This window comes from Bradyrhizobium canariense (assembly GCF_900105125.1).
In the GTDB taxonomy this organism is placed as follows: Bacteria; Pseudomonadota; Alphaproteobacteria; order Rhizobiales; family Xanthobacteraceae; genus Bradyrhizobium; species Bradyrhizobium canariense_A.
Window position 1 is genome coordinate 3665133 of the sequence record NZ_LT629750.1, and the last position, 26583, is coordinate 3691715.

Consider the following 26583-nt stretch of genomic DNA (forward strand, 5'->3'; position numbering starts at 1 on the left):
CAAGGTTTGATGGGACAAAAAAATGCCGGCACGATCAGGATAAGCTGATCGTGCCGGCGATCGAGATGGCAGTTCAACCGAGTTCAGGAACCGTCGTCCACGGCCCGCGAACCCCTCAGACGTTCAGGTTCATCCAGACCGCCTTCGGTTCGGTGAAGTTCTCGATTGCGGCGGTGCCATGTTCGCGGCCGAAGCCGGAATCACGCACGCCGCCCCACGGCAACCGCACATCGGTATAGCCATAGGTGTTGATCCAGACCGTGCCGGCCTTTGCCTTCTTGGCAAAACGCTGCACGCGGCCGATGCCACGGCTCCATACCCCGGCCGCCAGGCTGTACGCCGTGCCATTGGCAATGCGCAGCGCGTCGGCCTCATCACGAAACTTGATGACGCTCACGACAGGCCCGAAGATTTCTTCCTGCGAGATCCGCATCTCGTGTTCGACATTGGCGAACACAGCGGGGCTGATGAAATAGCCGCGATCGCCGACACGCTTGCCGCCTGTCGTCAGCAACGCGCCCTCCTTCTGGCCGATATCGACATAATCGAGGATGCTCTTCATCTGCTTTTCGGAGATGACTGGACCAAGCGCGGTGGCGCGATCGGCCGGATCGCCCATCCGGATCGACTTGGCGCGCTGCGTCAGCCGCTCGACCACCTCGTCGTAGACCTTCTCATGCACCAGCACGCGCGAACCCGCCGAGCACACCTGGCCGGCGTTGAAGAAGATTCCGGATGCGGCCGCCTTGCTCGCCGCCTCGATGTCAGCGTCATCAAAGATGACATTGGCGGATTTGCCGCCGAGCTCGAGCGAGACGCGTTTGAAATTGCCCGCCGCGCCGCGCAGGATTCCGCGGCCAACGCCGGGCGATCCGGTGAAGGTGACCTTGTCGACATCGGGATGATTGACGAGCGCATCACCGACCACCCGGCCCGGACCGGTGACAATATTGAGCACGCCCGGCGGCAGACCGGCTTCAAGCGCCAGTTCACCGATGCGCAGCGCCGACAGCGAGGTCAGCTCCGCAGGCTTCATGACGATCGTGCAGCCGCAGGCGAGCGCTGGCGCGAGCTTCCACATCCCGATCATCAGCGGGAAATTCCACGGCACGATCACCGCAACCACGCCGACGGGCTCGCGAACCGTATAGGTCAGCGCGTCGCTTCGGGTGGAGACGGTTTCGCCGCTGATCTTGTCCGCCCAGCCGGCGTAATAGGTCAGCGTATCGATCGCCGCCGGCAGGTCCTGGCGCAGCACGCCCGAAATCGGTTTTCCCGCGTCCAGGCTTTCCAGGGCGGCGATTTCATCGGCGTGCTGTTTCATCAGCTCCACCAGCCTGAACAGGATATGGCCGCGTTCGGCCGGACGCATCGTGCTCCACGGGCCTTCAAAGGCCCGGCGCGCGGCAGCCACGGCGCGGTCGACATCGGCCTCATTGCCTTCCGCGATCGTCGCAATCACCTGTTCGGTCGCAGGATTGAGGGTTTTGAACGTGCGTCCGCTGAGGGACGGCACGCGCTGGCCGTCGATCAGCAGCAGCTTCGGCTTCGAGGCAGCCATCGCGGGCGCCGTTTCATGGCTATAGTCATATGCAATCGACATCATATTTCCTCCGTTTCTTGTGACTCAAGATAAGAGGGTTTTTGCCATTATAAATATGATATGATCTGCCTATGGTTCCGCGCTAAATGAAGCCGACTTCATATCTTTGAGGGTACGATGCTGCATATCGAGATCGAGACGATCTGGCGCTTCCACAAGGAGGGCAGCCCCCAGACCACCGTGGTGATGCTCGGCATTCTCAACGAGATCCGAAAGACCGGAAAACTCACCAGCGCGGCAACCCACGCCCAGCTTTCCTATCGGCATGTCTGGAACCTGGTCGAGCAATGGTCCGAGTTTTTCGGCGTTCCGCTGGTCGAGACCCATCGCGGCAAGGGCACGGTGCTGACGGAATTCGGCGAGAAGCTGGTGTGGGCCGGAGAGCGAACACAGGCGCGTCTCGGCCCGCAACTGGAAAACCTCGCGCAGGAACTCGCGACCGAAATCAAGCCCTTCCTGCGCCACGGGCCGGCCGTGATCCGCGTTCACGCCAGTCACGGCTTTGCCGTTCCGAAGCTGCGCGAACTGCTCGACCAGACCGCGGGCATTGCGATCGACCTTCGCTATGTCAGCAATCAGAATTCGCTGGCCTCGCTCGCACAGGGCGCCTGCGATCTGGCGGGTGTCCATTTGCCGCGCGGCGAATTGCGCCAGCAAAATATCGACGCCTGCAAAAAGTGGCTCGATCCGCGCGACTATCGCGTCATCAGCTTCGTGACCCGCGAGATGGGATTGATCGTCAAGCGCGGCAATCCGCTTGGCATCACCTCGCTCGGCGATATTGCCGAACGAAAGGCCCGCTTCGTCAACCGCGACCATGATTCCGGAACGCGGCTGCTGTTCGACCAGTTGCTGGCGCTCAACAAAATCGACGAAACCAAAATCAACGGCCTTGAGCAGATCGAATTTACGCATGCCGCGGTCGCAGCCTACGTCGCCAGCGACATGGCGGATGTCAGCTTTGGCGTCGAGGCCGCCGCGCGGCAATTCGGGCTCGATTTCATCCGGCTGTTGACGGAAGACTATTTCTTCGCCTGCCGCCGCGCATTCCTGGAGACAGCGCCGATGCAGCGTCTGCTTGAAGTCATGAAGGGGCCCGCGTTTCACCAGGCCGTCGCCGCCCTTCCCGGATACCGGACCGTCAACGCCGGCTCGGTCAGTACGGTCGGGGAATTCCTTGACAGCGTTGACGCCGCACCGGTTGCGGCCCGGAAGCGAAGGAATTGAGCCATCCGCGGCTCCGTCTGTTTCACCGCGCGGGCTGCTAACGTTAACGGCCGCGCCGGCGTTAACGCGATATCTCCACCAAAACCTGCGATTCCAGGGGCGCCAGGGCGGCCCTTTATGCCCAGAAAGTCTGCTTTGCGAGCTTCATCAAACATCGCTAGAACAGGCGCTTAAAGCGACACCTAATGAAAAACCAAGGGAGATAAGCACCATGAAATCACTTGCCGTGAAATCACTTGCAGCCGCGCTGGCAACCGGTCTCGCTCTTGCCGTGTCAGGCACTGCGGCGAATGCACAGATTTCCGACGACGTCGTCAAGATCGGCGTCCTCACCGACATGTCGAGCCTCTATGCCGACGCCACTGGCAAGGGCTCGGTCGCCGCCGTCGAAATGGCGGTCGCCGATTACGGCGGCAAGGTAAAGGGCAAGCCGGTTGAGGTGGTCGCCGCCGATCACCAGAACAAACCCGACGTCGGCGTCAACATCGCCCGCAACTGGTATGACAATGAGAAGGTCGATGCGATCTTCGACGTGCCGACCTCCTCGGTCGCCTTGCCGATCTCGGCGCTGACGCGGGAGAAGAACAAGATCAACATCAATTCCGGCGGCGGCAGTTCCGACATCACCGGTCCCGCCTGCTCGCCCAACACCGTGCACTGGACCTACGACACCTACGCGCTGTCCAATGTCGCCGGCAAGGCGATGGTCAAGCGCGGCGAGGATACCTGGTTCTTCGTCACCGCCGACTACGCCTTCGGCATGGCGCTGGAGCGCGATGCCGCAAATGTCGTGAAAGAGAACGGCGGCAAGGTGCTGGGCGAGGTCCGCCATCCGCTGAATTCGTCGGACTTCTCGTCGTTCCTGCTGCAGGCCCAGGCTTCCAAGGCCAAGGTCGTGGCGCTCGCCAATGCCGGCGGCGACACCACCAATGCGCTGAAGCAGGCGTCTGAATTCGGCCTCACCCAGGGCGGTCAGAAGATGATCGCGCTACTGCAGGAAATCACCGACACCCACGCGCTCGGCATCAAGGCAACCCAGGGCCTGATCGTCACCGACGCGTTCTATTGGGACATGAACGACGAGACGCGCGCCTTCTCCAAACGCTTCTATGACAAGGTCGGCCACATGCCCACCATGATTCAGGCCGGCCTGTATTCGGCGACCATGCACTACCTGAAAGCGATCGAGGCCATCGGCACCGACGAAGCGCCGAAGGTGATGGCCCAGATGCGGGCGACGCCGGTCAACGACTTCTTCGCCCACAACGGCAAGATCCGCATCGACGGCCGCATGGTCCACGACATGTATCTGTTCGAAGTGAAGAAGCCGGAAGAATCCAAGGGCGAATGGGATCTCTACAAGCTGATCGCCACCGTGCCGGGCGACGAGGCGTTCCGTCCGCTCGACAAGGGTGGCTGCCCGCTGGTCAAGACGAACTAAACTGAATCTCTCCCTCTCCCCGCTCGCGGGGAGAGGGTTGAGTGACAGATGACCTCAATCGCCCTCGAACTTGAACGAGACGTTGAGTTTGGCGCGATAGGCTTCGATCTTTCCCTTGGCGTCCAGTTGCAGATCGAGTTTGACGACTTCCGCGACGCGAAGGTCGCGGAGCGTTTTTCCGGCTCTTTCGACTGCGGCCGCAGCCGCTTTCTCCCAGGATTCCTGGCTGGTACCGATCAGTTCGATGACCTTGTAGACGCTCTCAGTCATGTCGGCCTCCCGTTCGGTGTGAAGCAGGACGCAGGCGGCCCTGCTGCGGGCAAGCCTAACATCGGGATATCCGCGCCGATAGGATGCGATGCACCATGATTGCCCCAGGCAGTTCATAGGGTGGGCTAAGCCAACGGTCACGCAAATGCGCGCGCGATGATAAACTCCGCGAGCCCACCCTCTTCCCAAAAACTCTGGTGGGCCCGGCGCAACTACACTTAAAAAAGCGCGCCCGGCAAACCGGGCGCGCTTTGCTCTTTAGCGATCGATGCGCGTGCCCTTACTGGGTCGAATATTTGAACTCAGGCATCGCCTTCAGCTCGTCCTTGCTTGCGTTGTACACGGCATGATCCGGATACCAAGGATTGGGCTTCGGCGGGGTTGCCGTGCCGGCTCCGGTAGCCGCGCCCGTGGTCGTTGTCGAGGACATCGGCTTGCTGCCTCCGGCGCCGGCTACGCCGGTATAGGCGATCGGCTCATTGGCGAATTTGATCTTGTCGAAGGGAACGGCCACCAGCCGCGCGCCGACGCCAAGCACGCCGCCGACGCTGATCACGGCTGCCTTGATGTTTCCGCTCTTGTCGGTCAGCAGATCGTTGACCGAGCCGACGTTCTCGTTGTTGTCATTGTAGACATTGAGGCCGACGACCTTCGATGTGCGCCAGTCGCCCTGGAACGAAGAGTTCGATGCCGCTGCCGGCGCCATGTTGTTAGCGCGGTCGGTCGTCGTCGGAGTTTGTGCGAACGCAACAGTCGCAAGCATGGCGGACCCGGCCAGACCGGCCGCGATACATTTAGCTAACATGTCGTTTCTCCCTGGTCAGAAATTGCTGAGGAGAAAACACGTCACCCTGTTTGCCGTTCCGGCCGCGCGTGCATTTTCAATGCTGCTACACAGCAAAGATGATGCGGCATAAGGGAACCTTGCATGAGGCTCGGGCCGTGTGACGATCTCGTCCAACGGGAACTATGGAACATTCAGGCCCCACGCTCGCGACGAAGCGACGACAAGACGGTCGGGGATTTCTCGAAGCCTTGCATTCGCATTCTGGACTCAAGTTGGACATCGCACGAGGTCCGAAAAGTGCCCATAAGCGGACTTCCGGACTTCGCAGATGGCGGAAGCACAGCTGCTCTCGCCATCTGCTGTTTCGGGACTGTAAATATTATGGCGTGTCACCATACATAGCCTGAAGTTGGCCATGGGCGAAGGCGAGGGCCGGCGGCATATCCATTTTGCCGCCAACGATCTCGATATACGCCCCGGTTTTGCTGGCGCGTGCGGCCTTCATTGCCTCGTCGAGCTCGCCAACCGTGGTCACACGCGCAGTATACCAATTTGCGCATCCTAGCGCCTTCGGCAATTCGGCATAGTTCCAGGGCGCGACGTCGTTATACGTCCAGTCTGGATTCTCTTCCAGCGCGCGCTCGATCAGGTAGCCACCATTGTTGAGTACGAAGACGATGACGTTTGCTCCAAATCGTCCCATGGCGCCGACATCGTTTGCGGTCAGTTGATGCGAGCCTTCGCCCGTGATCAGAATTGTGCGCCGGCTCGGGTCGGCAAGCGCGACACCGAAGGCGGCCGGGGTCGCCCAGCCGATCGATCCCCATAGAACTTGCGCTTCCACCCGCACGCCATCCGGAAGGATCGTTGGCGTCACCCCGAGGCTTGAGCTCCCGGTCTCGAGAATGACCGTATCTCCGGCGCGCAGAAACGCCGCGTAGCGCGGATAAAGCGCGGCCATCGTGATCTTGTCGGACGGCCGGCCGTTTACCTGCGCGAGCCCCTGCGGTTTTCCCTTGTATGGCGCCGATGACGGTTTGAGCTTGGCCAGCCCGGATAGAATGTCCTCGAGCCGGACATTGGCGATGACCTGGTCTCCGATCCTGACGTCGTCGAGGCCGACGGTAACAAACCGCGACAGATCGAGTTGGCCGGAATAGGCCGCCGTGGTGATGTCGTTCAAATTGACGCCGCCCAGATCGAGGACCAGATCGGCGCCTTCGATGATTTTGCGCGTTTTCGGCTCCGACACCGCGCCGGCATACATGCCGGCAAACTGCGGATGACTTTCACCGATGACGCATTTTTCCATGAGCGTTGTAACGAAAGGGCAGCCCAGCGCTTCGATCGCCTTCTGTGCCTCTTTCTGCAAGCCGAGCCGCGAAATTGTGAAGGCGGGAAATGCGACGATGGATTTCGCCTTGTTGATGCGTTCTGCGATGATCGCCATCGCCTTTTGTAACGCGGCTTCGTTCGATTTAGGCACGATCGGCTTCACGTCAGCCGACACGACTGGAGATAGAGCGTAGTCCGACGGCACAGCAATATAGGCAGGCTGATTGTTGCGGCGCGCCTCCGCGATGATGCGCTCCATTTCGACGACGCAGTTCTCCGGATTGATGACCGCATGACAGCACGCGGCACCGGCGGACAGTTCGACGAAATTGCCGAAGACGCCGTCGCCGAGGGTGTGATGGGCGATCTTGTGCAAGCGCTGATGCTGATAGGAGGGCATTCCGACGACGTGAAAAACCAGTGATCGTTCCGCCTTGGCGCCCATCACGCCGTTCATGGCGGATAGCTCGCCGACGCCATAGGTCGTTGCCAACATCGCCGCGCCCCGGATGCGCGCATAGCCGTCCGCGGCGTAAGACGCGTTCAATTCATTGGCACAGCCGATCCACTTCACCTTGGCGCTGTTATCGACTGCATCGCAAATTGGAAACACGTAATCGCCGGCAACGCCAAAGCAGTGGTCGATTCCTTCTGCGGCAAGGCGCGCGACGATGTAATCGGCGACGTTGACCGCCGATGTGTCGGTCTTTGGACGCTGTTTAGTCATGGCCTTCTCCTCCTTGCTACTTTCTGCAATCGGTGCCGCTCATCTGGCCGCGCATCTGGCCGCGCATCATTCAAATTTTGAAAACCAGATGCGGATTTAGCTTGCAAGCAGAGTACAAAACCGCAGGCGGGCGGGAGCTCCGGCTCGGTGCGACGCCGCACAGGCTGCGCCATGAATGCGGGCGACACCGCTCTGTGGCTGCAAGAAATCCCGCGCAACCTCAGGCCACAACACCGCTCCTTGCTTTCTACTCCAATTCCCGGCGCCAACAAAGGCCCGCGCCTCCCATTCTTGCGGCGACACAAGCGTCGATGAAAGGCGGGAGTTCCAGAATGTCGTCAGCGCCCAACCCACAATCGATGCCGCCCAACCAGTTTCTCGAAACCGATCTGGAGAAAACTGAAGGCTGCGGTCTCGATGGGCGATGCACGCAGAAAATTGTTTGAGGCGGTAAAAACGCTGCCGCCTGGCCGCAAAGATTGGTATGATTGGTTGTTGGGAGTAGATTATCGACGATAAAGACAAAATCTACGCCGACCCCACAGAGCCAGGATGCACGCCTTCTCAGGAGGTTCGACCATGACACGGCACCTTTTCTTCGCGATCACCCTCATAGGCGCCGGAGTACTTCTCAACTCACCGGCGGAAGCAGTGAAAGACGCGGCGCAGTGTGAGGATCACGCCGCAAATTGCGTGGGCAGATGTGCCAACCCCGGTGGTGGGACCAATGATAACAAATGCATGCGCTCCTGCGACCGGCAGGTGATCGGATGTTTGGTACGCGCGTATCAGGGACAGTTTACAACACGTCTGAGATAGACCGCCTTCACTCCGGACCCTCAACTTCGAGGTGAATCGCACGCTGTAGGGCAACGCGGGGGGTTTAATTTACCCTCCAGCATCCCCATATGCAGTTCATGACCACATGGCAAAGAACACCGCGCGAGCCGCCGAAGACCAAGGCTGAGCTGCGCGAGATGCTGACCGAGGCCGTCCGCAACACGCAGCCAGATCCGAAGCGCCCGCCGAAGGCGAAGAAAGTTCGCGGCTAACCTCAATACCCGGGTTTGTACACGCAAAAGCCGCCGAGGTTTCCCTCGACGGCTCGTGCCGTTGCGTTGTGTTTGCGTGGAGGTGTGCTGCGTCGAGCGGTGCTCGAACGGAGCCTTGCCTGCTTGCCATTGGACGCACGGCCTTAAAGGGCGCTGGTGCGTTGCCAGTGTGTCGGGCCAACGATCCCGATAGCGTATGATCTGTCACCGACGGCGATGCTCTTCAAGCCAGTATTGCTGTCCTATCGATGAGATATAAATTTCGATCGAACGACTTATTGCTTTTCAAAGACAGCGACGCTGCTGATTTTCTAGCGGCAAAAAACGGAGTCGCATGATGCGAACGACAGGTAGGGAATTAGTCTAACGGAAGGCGCCCGGGCGCTCGATCAATGGCGCGCATTTAAAAACTCGCGTCGTACTGATGAACTGTACTTCGTGGACGAAAATTCGCAAAGGCGGAGGACCGCCGCGTTACCGTGATTTTAGTAGCTCCAGCGACAAGTGGCGATATCCAACTTGAGTCCGGCATGCGCTCAAGAGAGCAGACATGGAAGGTACTGTCGCCGGGCTTCGCACCGCCATAACCTATACGATGATATCGCAGTCAGCGAAGCGGTCAGGATCAGGATCGGTCATCCCGGCGGCAGTGACTGGCGTCTGGGTTCGGGGGTAAAACAGACATCCCATTTCAAGGGAACCGCGATACCCCCAATAGGTTCTCTTGCTTAAGCCTCATTGCATGAGGGATTCGAAATGAAGCGCGCCTCAGTGTTGTTCGCAGCGTTGCTACCCCTGTTCACGCCCCCTGCATTCGGTGGGGCGCCAGAGCTAAACGTCAAGGCGATATGCAAGGCCAGATCGGCCGACGCTATAAGGTCGGGGTCACCGCCTGACCAGAGCACCGCGGACTGTCTGCATGATGAGGAAGATGCAAAACAGCAGCTCAACACCCTCTGGGCATCAACCTCGGTCCCCATACGGAATAGATGTGAAAGTGATGCTCGCGCGTTAGGTACAACGAGCTATCTCGATCTCCTCACCTGCATACGGATGGCCAAGGAAATCAACTCGAGCCCCAAAAAAGAGACCGGGAAGCAGTGATGGCGCAACCCTGACCGACGTCTGGGTTCGGGGGTAAAACAGACATCGTGTTTCAAGGACGTCAAAATGGGTCTTTAAGTCGAGAGCCCGACGACGGGAAGCCGTCCTGCAACCGTCGACGAGCGTGTTGATCCAAATCAAACGTCGTTTGCTCGACCCGGCTAGACAGAAGTGCGCCTCTAATTCTTCGCATCGCACATCAGCAAATCCTGACCGCGTTTCCGGCCGCCCTTAAGTCAAGAATTTGGTGCTGCGGCCTGCCCAGAAAAAGCTCGTCGCCGAGGGCGTGCAGGCGAGCACCGGCACGGCGCGCTATCAGCGCTGAAAATCAATCAGAAACCGCCCCAGTACGGCGGAATTCCATAATAGCGATGCAACTCGACTTCCTGTGAGCGATCGCCCCAATCGAAATCCTTGTCGGCACGAAATGACGGCGCGCGCTTGAGTTCATCGTCGTCGATATCGAGCTGATAGGCTTCGAATTTCGGGTTATAGGTCAGGCGCGCCCACGGCAGGGGAAGCAAGTTGGTTCCCATGCCGAGGAACCCGCCAAAACTCAGGATCGCGTAAGACACCTTGCCGCTGACCTTGTCGATCATCAGCCGTTCGATATGGCCGATCATGTCGCCATTGGGCCGGCGTACCGCGGTGCCCTCGACGCGGTCGCTCGCAATCAACTGGTGTGGTTTGGTCATGACATCACTCATCATCACCATCCTTGCGGGTTGATAGGATGAACCAACGTGTCAGCCGCACCCCGGTTCCGGCCGCAATGAGCCAAATCAGCGAATGCCACCAGCCAAAACGAAACGATCACCCTCCCCTTCTGGGAAGGATGATCGCTGCGTGCGCCGTGTGTGCGTCGGCGGGGGTCAGGTCTGGTAGTTGATCAGAAGCGACGAGGCTTGCGAACTGCTGTCGCTGGATGACGTAGCGCTGCCTGTCGCGCCGTAAGATGTGGATAGCGAACTCGATAGCGAATTTTGCAGCGACTGGAGAAACTGCTGGAGGATCTGCTCGGCAGTGCTGGTCGAACTGTCGGAACTGTCGGTGGAGGACGAACCGGCAGCCGACGACGAACTGTCGCTGGGCGGAGGGCCACCGGCGCCGCCTGGACCACCCGGACCGCCGGGACCACCTGGCCCACCAGGACCGCCGCCCGATCCGCCCGGACCGTTGGCGAAGGCCGACTGGAACACGCCCTGCAGTTCGGTCCCCTGTTGCTGGGTCAAATTCCCGCTCGACACTTCGCCGGCAATCAGGCTGTTGATCTTGGACTGGATGTCGCCGGGAGAGGTATTGGCGCCGCCGGTCGAGCCGCTTGTGCTGCTACTGCCGCTCTGCAACGAAGAGTTGATGTCATTCAGCGCGGAAGACAGTGCACTCTGATCGGATGAGCTGATGGCGCCCGAGTTTACTTCCGACTGCAACTGGGCCTGGAGGAGTTGGAGAGGCGACTGGTAATTGCTGCCTGAGGTCGCGGAGATTGAGGTCATGAGCACTCCGAAGGTTCTTGGAAGACGCCTTGACGTTAAGGTTAATGATCTTAACAAGACCTTTTTGTTGTCCCAGGAGCATGTTGCCCGGCGTTACGAACATCGCGTCAGAAATATCAGGAAACAAAAATCCTCAGCCGCCTCCCCCGAATCACAATCAAAGCTCATTCCTGCAAGGCTCAACTGCAAAGGTTCTCTGCATGGCTACGGCAACGCCGAACATCCTTGTCGTTGAAGACGACCGCGAGACGCGGTCGCTGATCGCAAAATACCTGCGCGGCAATGGCTGCAACGTCGCGGCCGCGACCGACGGACGCGAGATGGCGCGTGCGATGGCCGACCATCGCGTCGACCTTCTCATCCTCGACGTGATGCTGCCGGGCGAAGACGGCCTCAGCCTGTGCCGCAAGGTGCGCGCGGAGTCGCAAGTGCCGATCATCATGCTCACGGCGCGCGGTGAGGACGTCGATCGCATTCTCGGTCTGGAAATGGGCGCGGACGACTACCTCGCCAAGCCGTTCAATCCGCGCGAGCTGCTGGCCCGGATCAACGCCGTGCTTCGCCGCCAGGCCGTCGCCCAGACGGCAAGCGCCACCAACGGCGCGACCGCCCTCACCTTTCTGGGATGGCGGATCGATTTCAGGCTGCGCGAGCTGCGCAATCCGGCGGGCGCGCGGGTGGCGATGACCAGCGCCGAGTTCGACCTGCTGCGAACCTTCTGCGAGCGTCCGGGCCGCGTGCTCTCGCGCGACAGCCTGCTCGACCTCACCCAGGGACGCAACGCCGGTTCGTTCGAACGCAGCATCGACGTGCTGGTCAGCCGCATCCGCCGCAAGATCGAAACCGATCCGCAGGAAGCCACCATGATCAAGACGGTGCGCTCCGGCGGCTATATGTTCACCCCCACGGTGGATCCGATTCCGGTACCCGCCAACGCCCCGTCATGAAGCCGCTTGGCTTCCTGAACCTCAGAGGGATCAGCGGCCAGATCGCGGCATTGGTGGTCGCCTCGATCGTCACGATTCACGTTATCATCACCATCATCTTTCTGGTCCACCGGCCGGACCAGATCGACCCGTCGATCGATCGCGGCCACAGCCAGCTCGCCGCATCGGTCCAGCTGCTCGGCGCCGCGCCCGTCAGCGAACGGCCGCGGCTGTTCGCCGACATTGCGCGGGCGTTTCCGCAACTCGATATCCAGAGCCTTGCATCGGGCCCTGCTGAGGGCGCCGACGAGCCCGCCAGCATCGATCTGCACATTCTCCATCGCCGCCTCGGCCGCAGCTACCAGATCTTTTCGCTCGCGCACGATGGAGACGTCGACAAGATCGGTATCGTGCTGCCGGACGGCACGGCGGTTTCAGCCAGGCTTCTGCAGGATTCGAGGCAACGTCCATTCTGGGGCGGACCGTGGCTGACGACATTGCTGTTCGCCGTCATCAGCCTCACCTTGCTCGGCCTGTGGGCCGCGCGCGCCTTGACGGCGCCGCTGTCTTCATTCGCAAAAGCCGCCGAAGACTTCAGCCTGAACGGCGCCGCCGCGGCATTGCCCGAACGCGGGCCGGAGGAAATCCGCTCGGTGGCAAAGGCGCTCAACCGGATGCGGCAGCGGATCACGGCTTTGATCGACGACCGCACCAAGATGCTGGCCGCCATCAGCCACGACCTGCGCACCCCGATCACCCGGATGCGTCTGCGCTCCGAATTCATCGAGGATGACGGCCATCGCAGCCGCATGCTGCACGATCTCGACCAGATGCGCTCGATGCTGGAGTCGGTGCTTTCCTTCCTGCGCAACGACCGCAAGCTCGAATCCATGACGCTGGTCGATATCGCGACCACGCTGGAGCTGGTCACCGATCAATTCACCGATATGGGACACAAGGTTACTTACGACGGGCCGGAGCACGCCATGGCCACGGTGCGGCCCGATGACCTGCATCGCACCATCACCAATCTGGTCGAGAACGCGGTCAAGTTCGGCGCACAGACCACGATCCGCCTCATGATGTCGCCGGAGACCGTGACGATCGAGGTCGAAGACGATGGTCCCGGCATTTCCGACGCGCGCAAGGAGGTCATGCTCGAGCCGTTCGTGCGCGGCGACGAGGCGCGGAACATGGATGAAGCCTCAGGCTTCGGTCTCGGCCTTTCGATCGCGCGCACCATCGTACTCGCCCATGGCGGCGAATTCTCGCTTAACGACCGGCAACCGCAGGGATTGATCGTTCGCATTCAATTGCCGGTCCGCCAGCAGAGCCGGCAAGCCGCCGCCTAGGCTGCGAGCGCTTAAGCTGCGATCGGTTCGCGATCCGATTGCTTCTCATCGAAGAAAGCCACCGCCTCGAACCGGTAGTCGCAGGCGCGGCAATACCAGAGATATGCGGTGCGATGCGGACCCGCTTCGATCCAGTCCGGAGATGCGATCGGCTTGCCGCATTGTGCGCAGGGGTTTCCGCGAGGAAAATTACTGAAGTCTGCTCGAGCCATGCGAACCTCCCTTTTGCGCGTTTGTTTTTGCAAACAAATTGGACAGCTTTGCTGCCGGAACGTCGATGCATCGTGATCTTCACCATGCATTACGTCTTTAAAGCGCCGATTACAGCATATCCCAAATACGATCCATTGTCTCGCGACGATGCAGCGCAGCCGCCGCGTAAATTCTGTTTCAAGATTTTATTTTATTTTAACTTTGGATCGATCACGGGTTCGACGGTGTGCACCGCACCCGGCTTGCGAACATGAATCGTGGCGATGTCGTCGGCATAGACTTTCTGCCAGCCGTCCATGTGATCGAGCAATTTGGTCGCCGCACTCTGCGTGCGCATCAGGGTCGCCTCGATCTTGTACTCGTCGAGCAGGCGGAACAGGTTTTCCGGTTCCATCAATCCGCTGGCGGCGTTGTGATCGACAAAGAATTTCTCGCCATAGAGTTCGGTTCGGCCGTCGATGAACGTCGGGACGCCGTTGGCGATCAGATAGGCGCCGAAATCATAGTCGTTAAACACGCGCGTAAAGTTGAATTTCTTCAGCTCGGTGACGGCCGCGACCGGCGCCCCGTGGGGATGCGGCTCGAAGCGGTGCACGGACGCGTAAGCTACCGTTCCCGCCATCAATGCGATCGCGACGCTGGCGAACAGCACGCTGCGCGCCGGCACTACCTGCGAAACGGAACCCTCGGCGCCGCCGATCTGCTTCGCCAGCGGGGCCGCCAGAACCAACGGCGCCAGCAGCGCCAGAATTTCAGCGGCGCGTTCCTGGGCCAGCGCCATATGCAACAATCCCAGCAGCAGCACGATGCGCATCGGCGGCAGTTTGATGCCGCGCAGCAGCGCCAGCCCGATCCCCAACAGCAGGCAGATCTCGAGCGGGCCGATACTGCCGAAATCCGCGGGCTTCCATTCCATGATCAGCGGCAGCGCGCTACCAAGCGCAAGGATCTTTCGCGATGCCAGCAGCGAGTCCCAGCCATAGGGCGTGCAGCAGCTTGCCGCCAGCGCCGCGGCGGCAAACAACCCCCATCGCAGCAGAAGCGATTTCTGCGCCGCCTCCGGCGCGCCCAATATCGCATCGAGCGCGACGGGCGCGATCAGCACCAGCCCGAACACAAAGCCGCCATGCAGATTGGCCCAGAGCGCCATCAGCGGCAGCAGCCAAAATGACGGCACGCCGCGCCGATCGGCGGCCGCGATCAATCCGCCGAACCACATCACCATGACCGGCATCGCCAGCACATGCGGCCGCGCCAGAAGGTGCGGCACGGTCAGCGCCAATGCTGCGGCCACAAACACCAGCGTGGTGCTTTCGGCCAGGCGTCGGCTTAAAGATTTGGCGAGCAGCGCAAACGTCGCCGCGATCGCGCCCGAGGCGAGCACCACCGGCCCGCTCCAGCCCGCAACCGCATAGGCTTTGGCGTAGAGCACCTGCGCCAGCCATTGCGTCGAAATCCAGGGCTGGCCGCGCATGGTGAAGGAATAGACATCGGTTTGCGGCACCGCGTGATGGTCGATGATCCACTGCCCGACCGCGATCTGCCACATCGTATCGGGGTCGATCAGCAGCCGGTTTCCTGCCAAGAGGAACAGCGCATAGACGCCGATGCCGACCCATAGCGGCGTCAGCCCGCGCCCAGCGCTGGCGTCTTGGGTGATATCAGCAACCGACATGGTCATGGGCGCGGCCGGATTTTTCAGGGATTTGCCGGGATCAAGCCCCCCAAAGAAGCATGCCAGGCCATAATTCTTGGTAAATCGGCCGGGATGGATATGCGGTAGACGCATGGCAAAGCCGGGATTTGGCCACATCGCCGCCCGGCGATTGCAACAATTGTGGCGCCTCAAAGGTTCGACGACACATTGCGACACAAAGGCTATCAGCCCATGCAACGCCTGCTATCGCTCTCCTGCCTCGCCATCCTGGCGGCATTGCTCATTCCCGGCATCGCGCAGGCGCAGCAGCACCGGGAATATGACGAGCTGGTCGCCAGCCATGCCCGCGCCAACGGGGTGCCTGAAGCGCTGGTGCATCGCGTGATCGTGCGCGAAAGCCGCTATCAGCCCGGGCTGGTCGGGCGCGGCGGGGCCATCGGGCTGATGCAGATCAAGCTCGCGACCGCGCGCAGCCTTGGCTACACCGGCGACGCCGCCGGACTGCGCGATCCCAACACCAATCTCACTTACGCGGTGAAGTACCTCGCCGGTGCCTACCGCGCTGCAAACGGTGACCATAATCGGGCCGTCCATTACTATGCGGCTGGATACTACTATGCCGCCAAGCGCCAGCGGCTGGACCACAGGAAACATCCCGAACCGCTGCTTGCAGGTGCACCGCTGCAACTGGTTGACCCCGCCGATGCCAACGCCGAGCAGGTTCCTGCATTGCAAGAGGGTGCCAACGACGCGAACGCGCGTTGACACGTCAAACCATCGGCTTACATTAAGACCGTTCCGAGGGGAGCTCCGATGAGGAGCTGAGAGACCGCACGCTCAAATCCTGTTCGCAGGCTGCGAGACCGCGGTGACCCTTTGAACCTGATCCGGGTCATGCCGGCGAAGGGACAGGGATGTACCAGAGTTCGAAGATACAGCGCGGGCAATCGCCCGTCGCCCAGCGGGGGCAATCCTCCGTATCCATCATCGGCGCAGGCGTTGCGGGCGCCTGGCAGGCTCTGCTGTTCGCGCAAGCCGGCCACGCCGTTACGCTGCACGAGCGCAGCGACGCGGCGATGACGCAATCCACCAGCCACTGGGCCGGCGGCATGCTCGCACCATATTGCGAGGCCGAGGTCTCGGAGCCGGTGATCTTCCGGCTCGGCCTGCGCTCGCTCGATCTCTGGCGCGAGAATTTTCCGCAGACCCCGTTCAACGGCTCGCTGGTGGTGGCGCATCCGCGCGACCGCGCCGATTTCGAACGATTTGCGAAGCTGACCTCCGGCCATCGCCGGCTCGACGCCGCGGCCATGAGCGAGCTTGAGCCCGCGCTCGAAGGCCGCTTCCGCGACGGGCTGTTTTATCCTGATGAAGGCCATGTTGAGCCGCGGCGCCTGCTGCCGCAATTGCATGCCCGCATCGCAGCGGCCGGCGGCACCATCCGGTTTGACAGCGAAGCCAGCCCCGAGGAATGCGACGGCATCGTAATCGATTGCCGCGGGCTCTCCGCGCGCGATACCCAGCCCGGGCTGCGCGGCGTCAAGGGCGAGATCATCATCGTCGAAACCGGCGAGATCGAATTTTCACGCCCCATTCGGCTGATCCATCCGCGCTGGCCGCTCTACATCATTCCCCGCGAAGACCATCAATTCATGATCGGCGCCACCTCGATCGAGGCCGAGGATCGCGGCGTCAGCGTGCGCTCGGCGCTGGAACTGCTGAGCGCGGCTTACGCGGTGCATCCGGCCTTCGCCGAAGCGCGCATCGTGGAATTCGGCTCCGGCCTGCGCCCGGCCTTTGCCGACAATCTGCCGCGGATCGCGATCGACGGCCGCACGATCGAGGTCAACGGACTTTACCGCCACGGTTTCCTGCTGGCGCCGGCACTGGCGGAACTGACGCTCGGCTATGTCGAGCGCGGCGTGATCGACAACGAGGTGATGCAATGCGCGTGATCGTCAACGGCGAACAGCGCGAGATCAACGCGCAGCGCGTAGACGCGCTGTTGAGCGAGCTCGAATATGAGGGCACGCATTTTGCGATCGCGCTGAATTACGACGTGCTGCCGCGCAGCCGCTGGGCCGAGACGGCGTTGAAAAGCGGCGACGAGATCGAGATCATCACGCCGCGGCAGGGAGGGTGATGGCATGATGGCGCATCAAATTAAGCCGTCATCGCCCGGCTTGACCGGGCGATCCAGTACGCCGCGGCTCCTCGGTCGTCATTCCGGGGCGCGCGTCGGCGTAAACTACGATGTGCAATTGCACATCGGAGAATCTCGCGGACACAAATTCTCAAATCACTTCGAGATTCCGGATCGGTCCGCGCTGCGGACCGTCCGGAATGACGGGGACATTAGATGCTGAACTTCTACGGCCGCGAATTTTCCTCCCGCCTGCTGATCGGCAGCGCGCTGTATCCGTCGCCCGCGATCATGCAGGCGGCGATCCGCGCCTCCGGCGCCGGCATCGTCACGGTGTCGCTGCGGCGCGAATCCGCCGGCGGCAAGACCGGCGACGCCTTCTGGTCGCTGATCCGCGAGCTCGATGTCACGGTGCTGCCGAACACCGCGGGCTGCCGCAGCGTGCGCGAGGCGGTGACCACGGCCAAGCTCGCGCGCGAATTGTTCGGCACCAGCTGGATCAAGCTCGAGGTGATCGCCGACAACGACACGCTGCAGCCCGACGTGATCGGGCTGGTCGAAGCCGCATCACACCTGATCAAGGACGGTTTTGAGGTGTTCCCCTATTGCACCGAGGATCTCGGCGTCGCGATGCGGCTGGTCGATGCCGGCTGCAAGGTGGTGATGCCGTGGGCAGCGCCGATCGGCAGCGCCAAGGGCATCATCAACCGCGATGCGCTGAAGCTGTTGCGCGACCGGCTGCCGGATATCACGCTGGTGGTCGATGCTGGTCTCGGCGCGCCGTCGCATGCCGCGCATGCGCTCGAACTCGGCTACGACGCGGTACTGCTCAACACCGCGATTGCGAAAGCCGCCGATCCCATCGCGATGGCCAACGCATTCCGCTTGGGCGTCGAGGCCGGACGCACCGCTTACGAGGCTGGGCTGATGGAAGCCCGCGACTTCGCCTCCCCTTCCACTCCAGTCATTGGGACACCGTTCTGGCATGCCGTATCCTGATCGCGACGCGTATCCCGATCGCCACGCGTATCCCGATCGCTTTTATCCTGTCGTCGACAGCGTCGCCTGGGTCGCGCGGCTGGCCGCGCTCGGCGTCGGCACGGTGCAGTTGCGCGCCAAGAATCTCGACGACGCCGGGGCGCTGCAGATCGTAACCGACGCGCTCGCAGCAACCGCCGGCACCAACACCAAACTCGTGGTCAATGATTACTGGCGTGCGGCGATCGTCGCCGGCGCCAAACATCTGCATCTCGGCCAGGAAGATTTAGCTGATCTTGTCGATGCGGACCTGAAAGCGATCCGCGACGCCGGATTGACGCTCGGCATCTCCACCCATGACGACGAGGAACTCGCGACCGCGTTGCGTGCCAATCCGGATTACATCGCACTGGGGCCGATCTTTCCGACCACACTGAAATCGATGCGCTTCGCGCCGCAGGGCATCCCGAAGATCACCGAATGGAAAAAGCGCGTCGGCGACATTCCGCTGGTTGCGATCGGCGGCATCAAGCTGGAGCAGGCCGCGGCAATTTTCGCCGCCGGCGCCGATTCCATCGCCGTCGTCAGCGACGTCACCCAGAATGCCGACCCCGACGCGCGCGTTCGCGCCTGGCTCGGCCAAAACGCGGAGGCCGCGTGAAAAATCTACCCTCAACGTCATTCCGGGGCGCATCGAAGATGCGAACCCGGAATCTCGTTTCGTTTTTATACTTCGAGAATCCGGATCGGCCCGCTTCGCGGTCCATCCGGAATGACAACAATTAAAAGAAGGAGGATCCCATGAACATCCGCTCCAACCCCGACACCACGCTTCCCGCTGTCACCACCGGCCCGCTGGCCGCATCGCGCAAGATCTTCGTCACGCCGGATGAAGCGCCCGATGTGCGGGTGCCGCTGCGCGAGATCATCCTGAGCGAAGGCGCCGGCGAGCCGAATTTGCCGGTGTATGACACCTCCGGTCCCTACACCGATCCCGCCGTGACCATCGACGTCAATGCGGGTCTGTCGCGCGCGCGCATCGCGTGGGTGAAGGAGCGCGGCGGCGTCGAGGAATATCAGGGCCGCGACATCAAGCCGGAAGACAACGGCAATGTCGGCGCATCGCACGCGGCAAAATCGTTCACGGCGCACCATAAGCCACTACGCGGGCTCGACGGCCACAAGATCACGCAGCTCGAATTCGCCCGCGCCGGCATCATCACCAAGGAGATGATCTACGTCGCGACCCGCGAAAATCTCGGGCGTAAAGTGCAGCTCGAACGCGCCGAAGCAGCGCTTGCCGACGGCGAAAGCTTTGGCGCCGCGGTGCCGGCGTTTGTCACGCCGGAGTTCGTGCGCAGTGAAATCGCGCGCGGTCGCGCCATCATCCCCTGCAACATCAACCATGGCGAACTGGAGCCGATGATCATCGGCCGCAACTTCCTGACCAAGATCAACGCCAATATCGGCAACTCTGCGGTCACTTCATCGGTCGAGGAAGAAGTCGACAAGATGGTGTGGGCGATCCGCTGGGGCGCCGACACCGTGATGGACCTCTCGACGGGCCGCAACATCCACACCACGCGTGAGTGGATTTTGCGCAACGCGCCGATCCCGATCGGCACCGTTCCGATCTATCAGGCGCTGGAGAAGTGCGAAGGCGATCCGGTCAAGCTGACCTGGGAGCTCTACAAGGACACGCTGATCGAGCAGTGCGAGCAGGGCGTCGATTATTTCACCATCCACGCCGGCGTGCGGCTGCCCTACATCCACCTCACCGCCAACCGCGTCACCGGCATCGTCTCGCGCGGCGGCTCGATCATGGCGAAGTGGTGCCTGGCGCATCACAAGGAAAGCTTCCTCTACACCCACTTCGAGGAAATCTGCGACCTGATGCGCAAATACGATGTGTCGTTTTCATTGGGCGACGGCCTGCGTCCGGGCTCGATCGCCGACGCCAACGACCGCGCGCAATTCGCCGAACTGGAGACGCTTGGCGAGCTGACGAAGGTGGCGTGGGACAAGGGCTGCCAGGTGATGATCGAAGGCCCCGGCCATGTGCCGCTGCACAAGATCAAGATCAACATGGACAAGCAGCTCAAGGAGTGCGGCGAAGCACCGTTCTATACGTTGGGACCGCTGACGACCGACATCGCGCCGGGCTACGATCACATCACGTCGGGCATCGGTGCGGCGATGATCGGCTGGTTCGGCTGCGCGATGCTGTGTTATGTGACGCCGAAGGAGCATCTCGGCCTGCCCAACCGCGACGACGTCAAGGTCGGCGTCATCACCTACAAGATCGCGGCGCATGCGTCCGATCTCGGCAAGGGCCATCCGGCGGCGCAACTGCGCGACGACGCCTTGTCACGCGCCCGCTTCGATTTCCGCTGGGAAGACCAGTTCAACCTCGGCCTCGATCCCGACACCGCGCGCAGCTATCACGATGAAACGCTGCCCAAGGAAGCGCACAAGGTCGCGCATTTCTGCTCGATGTGCGGTCCAAAATTCTGCTCGATGAAAATCACCCAGGACGTGCGCGACTACGCCGCCACGCTGAACGATCCCGCCAACGTCGGCTTGTCGATCTCCGGCACCATCGAGGACGGCATGGCCACGATGAGCGCCAAGTTCAAGGAGATGGGATCCAACGTGTATCTTGACGCGGACAAGGTGAAGGAAAGCAATCGGGTGTTGTGAGCCCGCTCTCCCATCGTCATCCCCGGGCAAAGGCGCGAAGCGCGTCTTTGCACTGGATGACCCGGGCATCTATCTGAAATTCAAAAGGCCGGGCGAAAGCCCGGCCTTTCTTAGTATAGAGTGATGCCGGAAACGGGAGGGTGTATCCATCGGGCGCTGCCTGAGCCGTTTGACAATTGGTTCAGTGTGTTCGTCCCGGCCGGAACACCTGGCGAAATCATCACGTATCTCAATCGCCAGATCGCCAGGAGCGTGGCGGTGGCGGACGTAAGAGAGCGCTTGGTAGCGCTTGGCTTCGAGCCGGTCGGCAGCACACCGGAGGAATTCGCCAAGCAGATCGAAATCGAGCTTGAGAAATGGGCCAGGGTGATCCGGGCAGCAAACATCAGGGCGCAGTGAGGCCTGCCCTGATCAATGTTTCATAGCTCCCGTCAGAAGAAACCGCCCACGCGAAGACGGCATTGCCACGATGAGGGCCAAGCGAGTAGCCCGGATGAGCCAACGGGTCGCGCGAACGCGCGCCCGATGACAGGCTCCGCGACATCCGGGGTTGATGGGTTTCCCGCATCTCGCTGCGCTCATGCGGGCTACGAACGATGCGCCCATCTCACGGCCCCGATACAGCCGATACGCGGACCAGCAAAACTGTTCACGCTCTGCGCGGGAAGCCGACCCCCGACCCACTCCCTATATCCTGCGGCCATACGACTCGCTTACGCGTACGTTGCGGGCGAGGAAACCGTAGGGTGGGTTAGCGCAGCGTAACCCACCGTCTTTCCGCGCGCCAGGAACGGTGGGTTACGCCTGCGGCTAACCCACCCTACGCGCTATCCTTCGAATAGCGCGCCAAATAACGCCTTTGCCCGTTCCAATCCCTCTTGCGTGAAGACCACCGATTTCACTTTGCCCGCCGGATTGCCGATCATGCCCTTGTCGTGCAGACGGCCGAGCACGTCCCAGTCAAAACCTTTCCAGGCCCTGTTGCCATCGTGCAGTGTCAAATAGAGCAGCGCCAGAGCCGCGTCGTCGATCTTGTCGGTGTTGAGCGGCATGACGAACCTCCTGTCGAACGTCCCTCCACTTGCGGCGGTCACGGCTTCGCCTAACCCCCGCCCTCGGAGTAATGTATAATGGCACACGATGAACCTGCCAGGTGCCGGTTCGCGCTGAATCGAACCGCGCCACGAGGACCCGCAGCGATGCACAACCTGACACCTCTCTCCGGGCTGTTCGGCGGCGCGCTGATCGGGCTTGCCGCAGCAAGCCTGATGCTGTTGACCGGCCGCCTCGCCGGCGTCAGCGGCATCTTCGGCGGGCTGCTGGTGTTCCGGCCGGCCGATCAGGCGTGGCGCATCGCGTTCGTCGCGGGGCTGATCGCGGCGCCGCTGCTCGCGGCGCTGGCCGGCGTCCCGCTTCCGAGGCCCGCGATGACATCGAACATGGCGCTGATTGTCGCCGGCGGATTGCTGGTCGGCTTCGGCAGCCGCATGGGTAATGGCTGCACGTCGGGCCATGGTGTCTGCGGATTCGCGCGGCTTTCGTCACGCTCGATGGCGGCGACGCTCATTTTCATGGGCACGGCCATCATCACCGTGGCGATCGTTCGTCACGGGTTTGGGGGTTAGCGCGATGCCCGTCATGATCGCGAGCTTCGCCTGCGGGCTGATCTTCGGTGCCGGTTTGCTGATCTCCGGCATGACGCAGCCGGAGAAGGTGCTCGGTTTCCTCGACATCTTCGGCGCGTGGGATGCCACGCTCGCTTTCGTGATGGCCGGCGCGGTCGCGGTCGCGGCGGCCGGTTTTGCGTTGGCGCGGCGGCGCGGCAGGCCTGTTCTCGCGGCGAAGTATCGTTGGCCCGATCGCAACGACATCGACGCGCCGCTGGTGGCGGGCGCGGTCCTGTTCGGCATCGGCTGGGGCCTGGTCGGCATCTGCCCGGGACCGGCGCTGGTCAATCTTGCCGGGCTCAGCCTGCCAATCGTCGTATTTGTCGTCGCCATGGCCTCGGGCATGCTAGGGTACGAATTGCTGCGCACGCGTAGCACGTCGGGTAGCGCGGTAGAGAGTTCCAGCAGCATCCCATCACGTGCAGACGGGTGATCCATGCCAATCAAACACTTCGCTCCACCGGCCGGCATTCAGGCGCCTCCGCTCTCCTTCGCGGCGCGGGTCGGCGACCTCCTGTTTGTCTCGGGCATTCCCGGCTTCGACGAACAGGGCGCACTCCCTGACGGTTTCGAGGCGCAATTCGGTTTCGTCGTGCGCAACATCAAACGCGTGCTCGACGAAGCCGGCGCCACCTTTCGCAATCTGGTCAAGGTCAACGTGCTGCTGACGCGCGCCTCCGACGTCGCCACCATGAATGCGTTGTATGCGTCCGCGTTCGGGCCTACGCCTTACCCCGCCCGCACCACCTGCGTGGTCCATGCGCTGCCCAATCCAAAGATGCTGATCGAGATCGAGTGCATCGCGTCGCTTGAGGGGCGGTGATTGCTCGCGTCGCCGACGCCGAACAAGCATTGTGCCGACCATCAATTAACGACAGAACCAAAAGCATGACGAACGGCGTCGTCGGTCTTCGAAAGATGGGTTCGATCGCGACTCGCCTTTAACGGTCATATTTACAATATTCGCTTACCACGATAGTGTCCGGGAATGCCCGACCGTTGGAGCCCTGGGGGAATCCTCACGCGGCTGATTTCCGCCGTTCAGCGGCTGTTGGGCGGCCGCTACCAGGTGACGCCAATGTTGGCGAGGTTTGCAGGCGAAGAAATTCCCGGAAACCGCATTTGGGCGGGGAACGCTGTTAGATATTTGACGCCAGCCGAACGGGCTTCATATGCGCTGACGCTTCGTGACGGCCGCATCTGCGACGCCGCCGGAAAACCGTTTGACACGCGTGGCTCCGAGTCCCTGTTCTCCGATAATCGCGCCATCTTTGTCATGGATGCAGACGGCAACTTCTTTGCGTCAAAGGATCAAAAGATCGGTGAATTCCATCCCTCAAGTCTCGCCGCCGGCGGACCCGTTGCGGCTGCGGGCGAACTTGAAGTGATCGGAGGCGTGTTGAAAGCTCTTTCAGACAAGAGCGGACATTACACCCCGGCGCGCCGGTTCACTGTACAGGCCATCGACCGGCTAAAGAAAAATCGTATATCTTGCCAATGGGTTACGTTGGACTTGACCAGCCGCAAGTGAAGGGTTGAGAGGGCTTGCCCATGTTGGACGATCGCACGAGAGCCCTTCTGCTGGCGCTGCTGTATCCGGTGCAGTTTGATGCGCGACCTGAACTCGGCATCTCCCGCGTCTTGAAGCAGGTCGTTGGCCGGAATGCTCTGCAAGCGACACCCTCAGATTATTTAAGGGCGATCGAAACAGCGTTGCAAAGCCGCGACGAAGAACTTGCCGATATCATTCCGCAGACTCACAGCGAAGCGGCCATCCGATCTTATTTGCAGCAACTGTCGCGATCGTTTGTGGCGGCGCCTCGCGGAGGCGAACCTTTCGCAAGGTCCTAGCCGGCGGTCGGGCGGCTGCATGAGCCAGATGACGCGACCTTTCGCGATCTCGTCAAAGCGAACGTGCTGCTGACGCGCGCCTCAGACATGGCTACCATAATGCGTTATACGTTTCCGCGTTCGGACCGACGCCCTATCCTGCCCGCACTACCTGCGTGGTTCACGCGCTGCCGAATCCAAAGATGCTGATCGAGATCGAGTGCGTCGCGTCGCTTGAAGGGCGCTGATTGCATCAGGGACCAGCGATCGACCGAGCAATTTCGGTTCTCGCTGGTGATCACAGCTTTTCGATCTGAACCCTTCAATATTTTTACCGCACCACTTGCATGTGTGGCTCTCATCGCGAAAGATAACCGCCGCCGCGGCGCGCAACATGCCCGTGGGAGGCTGGACCAGTAATTTTCCAACAGGAGATTCTTCATGCGCCGCATCACCGCTCTCTGTGCCGTCGCCGCCATCGCTGTTTCAGCCTTTGCCGTCGTCAGCCCCGCGCAGGCCGGCTACTACCTGATCCGTTACGACAACACCGGCGTCTGCCAGATCTGGAACGAGAGCCTGACGATGAAGCCCATGCACTGGCCCTCGGACTACAAGGTGGTCAGCAAGCCGGTTCCGACCGTCACCGACGCGCTGGCGGCGAAGGAGCAGTTACGGCAGCAGGGCCGCTGCACCTGGTGAGAGGGGGACTGGAGGTCTGGTGATTCCAGCGTAGCGTAGCCCGGATGAGCGCAGCGACATCCGGGGCTTGGATCACGATTCGATTACCATCGGTCCATGGTCTGAGCATGATCTCCGCGTGAACCCTTCATGTTCATTGCGAAACCGGCTCCCGTTTTCCGGACTCTGTTCCGGAGCTTCCCCGCATATCGCTGCGCTCATGCGGGCTACATCACTCGATCCGCTCTCCAAAATTTCCACCGGCCTCGCTAACGTCTCCCGCCCAGTCATCCGGCAGCTGACCCTCCCGAACGTACCGATGGAATGAGGAATGCGGCCAATCCTGCGCGCGAGAGACAAGACCGTGCTTGACTGGATTGAAATGGATGCAGTCGACGTGCCGCACGAAGTCGTCTTCGTCGCGAACCGTGTGCTCCCAGAACCGCTTTTGCCAAAGCGCAAGATCGCCGTTCGGACCGCGTTTCAATTCGATTTTTGCGGCGATCAACGCGTTACTGAAATAGCCTTTGATCCGTCTCCATCGCCCCGAAAAGTCGGCATCGTTTGAAGGGAGATCGGGAAGAATAACAACCGCTTCGATGATGAAGGGACGTTCGCGTAGGGCTATACGGAACGCGCTTCGTAAAATACCGATATGATCTATAAGGACTCTTGAACGACGATCCGCGATCGTGACGGTGAAGAAGTATGTTCCGCCGGGAATGAAGTTGCGCCGGTAGTTGACCACGGAGTCACCAATCTCACATGTTGCCAAGCGCATGAGAGGGCTATTCGTTTGGCAAAAGGGGTTTTACTGAATAAACAAGGCATGTGCCAAGAGGAGCGATCACAAACCCGGATATCGCTTCGCTCATCCGGGCTACGCCGGCGATTCCATCCGTCCAGTCCCCTTCCAAAAAATTTTCCTGTTTCCCGCCCGGTAGAAACACCTCCATATCCCGCACCGTCCCGGCCCTCGGAGAGGGGCGTATCGCGATCGTCACGGACGTTGGGCATGGGATGCGGTGGACGCGGCGGCGTCGGGCGCGCGATGGCGTTGCAGGGCGGGTTCAGGAGCCTGTGAGCGATCGCCGGGCGCGCGGACGAACGGCGTTATTTCCGCCTTCGCCGAAGCTTCGGACCGGGCACAAAGTCCGGCGAAGCCTCTGGGCGAAGACGGACGCTGCGGACGGCGAAGTCGTGTGGTCCTGGCACCCGTTGCTGGTGTCAAGTTGGCGGAGGTGACGTCGGCCCGACCGGGTCCGGCAAAACCTTAAATCCGCCGACGACGGTGACAAGAGGAATTCGTCGCCGGGGAGAGCGCGAAATAAGCCGTTAAAACCATTGCGTGCGGGAATGCCGGGTTAACCCGGTGGACTCGTGGTGACTACTCGTGT

Annotated in this window: 29 protein-coding genes, 1 pseudogene and 1 riboswitch; of the genes and pseudogenes, 20 read left to right on the forward strand and 10 right to left on the reverse strand. The window is 61.3% G+C overall.

Annotated features, from left to right (window positions below; genetic code table 11):
• Positions 1-115: 115 nt before the first annotated feature.
• Positions 116-1603 carry an aldehyde dehydrogenase family protein gene (locus BLV09_RS17530; protein WP_167558772.1) on the reverse strand — a complete coding sequence of 496 codons (1488 nt, stop codon included), beginning with the start codon at positions 1601-1603 and terminating at the stop codon, positions 116-118.
• Positions 1604-1720: 117 nt separating this feature from the next.
• On the opposite strand from BLV09_RS17530, the gene BLV09_RS17535 reads away from it, so the two are divergent.
• Together BLV09_RS17535 and BLV09_RS17540 are read left to right on the forward strand one after the other, a co-directional pair.
• A complete protein-coding gene (locus BLV09_RS17535; protein ID WP_146688243.1) occupies positions 1721-2830 on the forward strand; it encodes a substrate-binding domain-containing protein in 1110 nt (369 codons plus the stop codon).
• 226 nt (positions 2831-3056) lie between these two features.
• Positions 3057-4271 carry an ABC transporter substrate-binding protein gene (locus tag BLV09_RS17540; RefSeq protein ID WP_100387133.1) on the forward strand — a complete coding sequence of 405 codons (1215 nt, stop codon included), beginning with the start codon at positions 3057-3059 and terminating at the stop codon, positions 4269-4271.
• 54 nt (positions 4272-4325) lie between these two features.
• On the opposite strand, the gene BLV09_RS17545 is transcribed toward BLV09_RS17540, so the two are convergent.
• The 3 genes from BLV09_RS17545 to BLV09_RS17555 form a co-directional block, all read right to left on the reverse strand.
• Entirely contained in the window at positions 4326-4541 is a 216-nt protein-coding gene (locus BLV09_RS17545; RefSeq protein ID WP_100383663.1) for a dodecin family protein, read from the reverse strand.
• A gap of 280 nt (positions 4542-4821) precedes the next feature.
• The gene (locus tag BLV09_RS17550) at positions 4822-5346 is read right to left on the reverse strand and encodes a PRC-barrel domain-containing protein (RefSeq protein ID WP_146688244.1); all 525 of its coding nucleotides are present in this window, start codon (positions 5344-5346) and stop codon (positions 4822-4824) included.
• 361 nt (positions 5347-5707) lie between these two features.
• Complete coding sequence (locus tag BLV09_RS17555; RefSeq protein WP_146688245.1) at positions 5708-7390, reverse strand: alpha-keto acid decarboxylase family protein; 1683 nt, start codon at positions 7388-7390, stop codon at positions 5708-5710.
• 917 nt (positions 7391-8307) lie between these two features.
• Between BLV09_RS17555 and BLV09_RS38500 the strand changes: the two genes are divergently transcribed.
• Entirely contained in the window at positions 8308-8442 is a 135-nt protein-coding gene (locus BLV09_RS38500) for a hypothetical protein (RefSeq protein WP_283806857.1), read from the forward strand.
• Positions 8443-9878: 1436 nt separating this feature from the next.
• On the opposite strand, the gene BLV09_RS17565 is transcribed toward BLV09_RS38500, so the two are convergent.
• Positions 9879-10241, reverse strand: coding sequence for a PRC-barrel domain-containing protein (locus BLV09_RS17565; RefSeq protein WP_244549133.1), 363 nt, complete (start codon positions 10239-10241; stop codon positions 9879-9881).
• Positions 10242-10418: 177 nt separating this feature from the next.
• Complete coding sequence (locus tag BLV09_RS37310; RefSeq protein ID WP_167558773.1) at positions 10419-11042, reverse strand: hypothetical protein; 624 nt, start codon at positions 11040-11042, stop codon at positions 10419-10421.
• Between BLV09_RS37310 and BLV09_RS17575 the strand changes: the two genes are divergently transcribed.
• Genes BLV09_RS17575 through BLV09_RS17585 form a run of 3 tightly spaced genes read left to right on the forward strand, consistent with a single transcriptional unit; the run spans position 11041 to position 13320 of the window.
• Entirely contained in the window at positions 11041-11277 is a 237-nt protein-coding gene (locus tag BLV09_RS17575; RefSeq protein ID WP_146688247.1) for a hypothetical protein, read from the forward strand. The genes BLV09_RS37310 and BLV09_RS17575 overlap by 2 nt on opposite strands.
• On the forward strand, positions 11243-11989 hold the full coding sequence (locus BLV09_RS17580) for a response regulator (protein WP_100383667.1): 747 nt from the start codon (positions 11243-11245) through the stop codon (positions 11987-11989). The genes BLV09_RS17575 and BLV09_RS17580 overlap by 35 nt, the downstream gene beginning before the upstream one ends.
• Positions 11986-13320 (forward strand): ATP-binding protein, encoded by a 1335-nt coding sequence (locus BLV09_RS17585; RefSeq protein WP_146688248.1) that lies wholly within the window; start codon positions 11986-11988, stop codon positions 13318-13320. The genes BLV09_RS17580 and BLV09_RS17585 overlap by 4 nt, the downstream gene beginning before the upstream one ends.
• An 11-nt stretch (positions 13321-13331) precedes the next feature.
• On the opposite strand, the gene BLV09_RS17590 is transcribed toward BLV09_RS17585, so the two are convergent.
• Positions 13332-13532: a hypothetical protein gene (locus BLV09_RS17590; protein ID WP_146688249.1), complete on the reverse strand. Its 201-nt coding sequence runs from the start codon at positions 13530-13532 to the stop codon at positions 13332-13334.
• Between the two features lie 191 nt (positions 13533-13723).
• Complete coding sequence (locus tag BLV09_RS17595) at positions 13724-15214, reverse strand: hypothetical protein (protein ID WP_146691174.1); 1491 nt, start codon at positions 15212-15214, stop codon at positions 13724-13726.
• 207 nt (positions 15215-15421) lie between these two features.
• On the opposite strand from BLV09_RS17595, the gene BLV09_RS17600 reads away from it, so the two are divergent.
• From BLV09_RS17600 to BLV09_RS17630, 7 genes are all read left to right on the forward strand, one after another.
• Positions 15422-15955 carry a transglycosylase SLT domain-containing protein gene (locus BLV09_RS17600; protein ID WP_146688250.1) on the forward strand — a complete coding sequence of 178 codons (534 nt, stop codon included), beginning with the start codon at positions 15422-15424 and terminating at the stop codon, positions 15953-15955.
• A 26-nt stretch (positions 15956-15981) separates the two neighbouring features.
• Positions 15982-16117, forward strand: a riboswitch (TPP riboswitch).
• A complete protein-coding gene (locus tag BLV09_RS17605) occupies positions 16105-17145 on the forward strand; it encodes an FAD-dependent oxidoreductase (RefSeq protein ID WP_146688251.1) in 1041 nt (346 codons plus the stop codon). Its footprint overlaps the riboswitch before it by 13 nt.
• Complete coding sequence (gene thiS, locus BLV09_RS17610; RefSeq protein WP_146688252.1) at positions 17136-17333, forward strand: sulfur carrier protein ThiS; 198 nt, start codon at positions 17136-17138, stop codon at positions 17331-17333. The genes BLV09_RS17605 and thiS overlap by 10 nt, the downstream gene beginning before the upstream one ends.
• 216 nt (positions 17334-17549) lie before the next feature.
• A complete protein-coding gene (locus tag BLV09_RS17615; RefSeq protein WP_146688253.1) occupies positions 17550-18332 on the forward strand; it encodes a thiazole synthase in 783 nt (260 codons plus the stop codon).
• Positions 18319-18972 (forward strand): thiamine phosphate synthase, encoded by a 654-nt coding sequence (locus BLV09_RS17620; RefSeq protein WP_146688254.1) that lies wholly within the window; start codon positions 18319-18321, stop codon positions 18970-18972. The genes BLV09_RS17615 and BLV09_RS17620 overlap by 14 nt, the downstream gene beginning before the upstream one ends.
• A gap of 140 nt (positions 18973-19112) precedes the next feature.
• The gene (gene thiC / locus BLV09_RS17625; protein WP_146688255.1) at positions 19113-21011 is read left to right on the forward strand and encodes a phosphomethylpyrimidine synthase ThiC; all 1899 of its coding nucleotides are present in this window, start codon (positions 19113-19115) and stop codon (positions 21009-21011) included.
• A 123-nt stretch (positions 21012-21134) separates the two neighbouring features.
• Complete coding sequence (locus tag BLV09_RS17630) at positions 21135-21410, forward strand: tripartite tricarboxylate transporter substrate-binding protein (RefSeq protein WP_100383675.1); 276 nt, start codon at positions 21135-21137, stop codon at positions 21408-21410.
• Between the two features lie 428 nt (positions 21411-21838).
• Here BLV09_RS17630 and BLV09_RS17635 read toward each other — a convergent pair whose 3' ends face one another.
• Positions 21839-22063 (reverse strand): DUF6429 family protein, encoded by a 225-nt coding sequence (locus BLV09_RS17635; protein ID WP_100383676.1) that lies wholly within the window; start codon positions 22061-22063, stop codon positions 21839-21841.
• A 147-nt stretch (positions 22064-22210) separates the two neighbouring features.
• Here BLV09_RS17635 and BLV09_RS17640 point away from each other — a divergent pair, with 147 nt between their 5' ends.
• The 7 genes and pseudogenes from BLV09_RS17640 (at position 22211) to BLV09_RS17665 (ending at position 25207) form a co-directional block, all read left to right on the forward strand.
• Positions 22211-22636, forward strand: coding sequence for a YeeE/YedE family protein (locus BLV09_RS17640; RefSeq protein WP_146688256.1), 426 nt, complete (start codon positions 22211-22213; stop codon positions 22634-22636).
• A gap of 4 nt (positions 22637-22640) precedes the next feature.
• Positions 22641-23111: a DUF6691 family protein gene (locus BLV09_RS17645; protein WP_146688257.1), complete on the forward strand. Its 471-nt coding sequence runs from the start codon at positions 22641-22643 to the stop codon at positions 23109-23111.
• A 3-nt stretch (positions 23112-23114) separates the two neighbouring features.
• On the forward strand, positions 23115-23501 hold the full coding sequence (locus BLV09_RS17650; protein WP_146688258.1) for a RidA family protein: 387 nt from the start codon (positions 23115-23117) through the stop codon (positions 23499-23501).
• A 165-nt stretch (positions 23502-23666) separates the two neighbouring features.
• Entirely contained in the window at positions 23667-24209 is a 543-nt protein-coding gene (locus BLV09_RS37315) for a hypothetical protein (RefSeq protein WP_167558774.1), read from the forward strand.
• A 20-nt stretch (positions 24210-24229) separates the two neighbouring features.
• Positions 24230-24529, forward strand: a complete 300-nt coding sequence (locus BLV09_RS37320; protein ID WP_167558775.1) for a hypothetical protein — start codon at positions 24230-24232, stop codon at positions 24527-24529.
• 33 nt (positions 24530-24562) lie between these two features.
• Positions 24563-24756, forward strand: a pseudogene (locus BLV09_RS38150) (RidA family protein); the annotation flags it as partial.
• Positions 24757-24949: 193 nt separating this feature from the next.
• Complete coding sequence (locus tag BLV09_RS17665; RefSeq protein WP_146688259.1) at positions 24950-25207, forward strand: hypothetical protein; 258 nt, start codon at positions 24950-24952, stop codon at positions 25205-25207.
• A gap of 211 nt (positions 25208-25418) precedes the next feature.
• Here BLV09_RS17665 and BLV09_RS17670 read toward each other — a convergent pair whose 3' ends face one another.
• On the reverse strand, positions 25419-25934 hold the full coding sequence (locus BLV09_RS17670) for an REP-associated tyrosine transposase (RefSeq protein ID WP_146691175.1): 516 nt from the start codon (positions 25932-25934) through the stop codon (positions 25419-25421).
• Between the last annotated feature and the right edge of the window lie 649 nt (positions 25935-26583).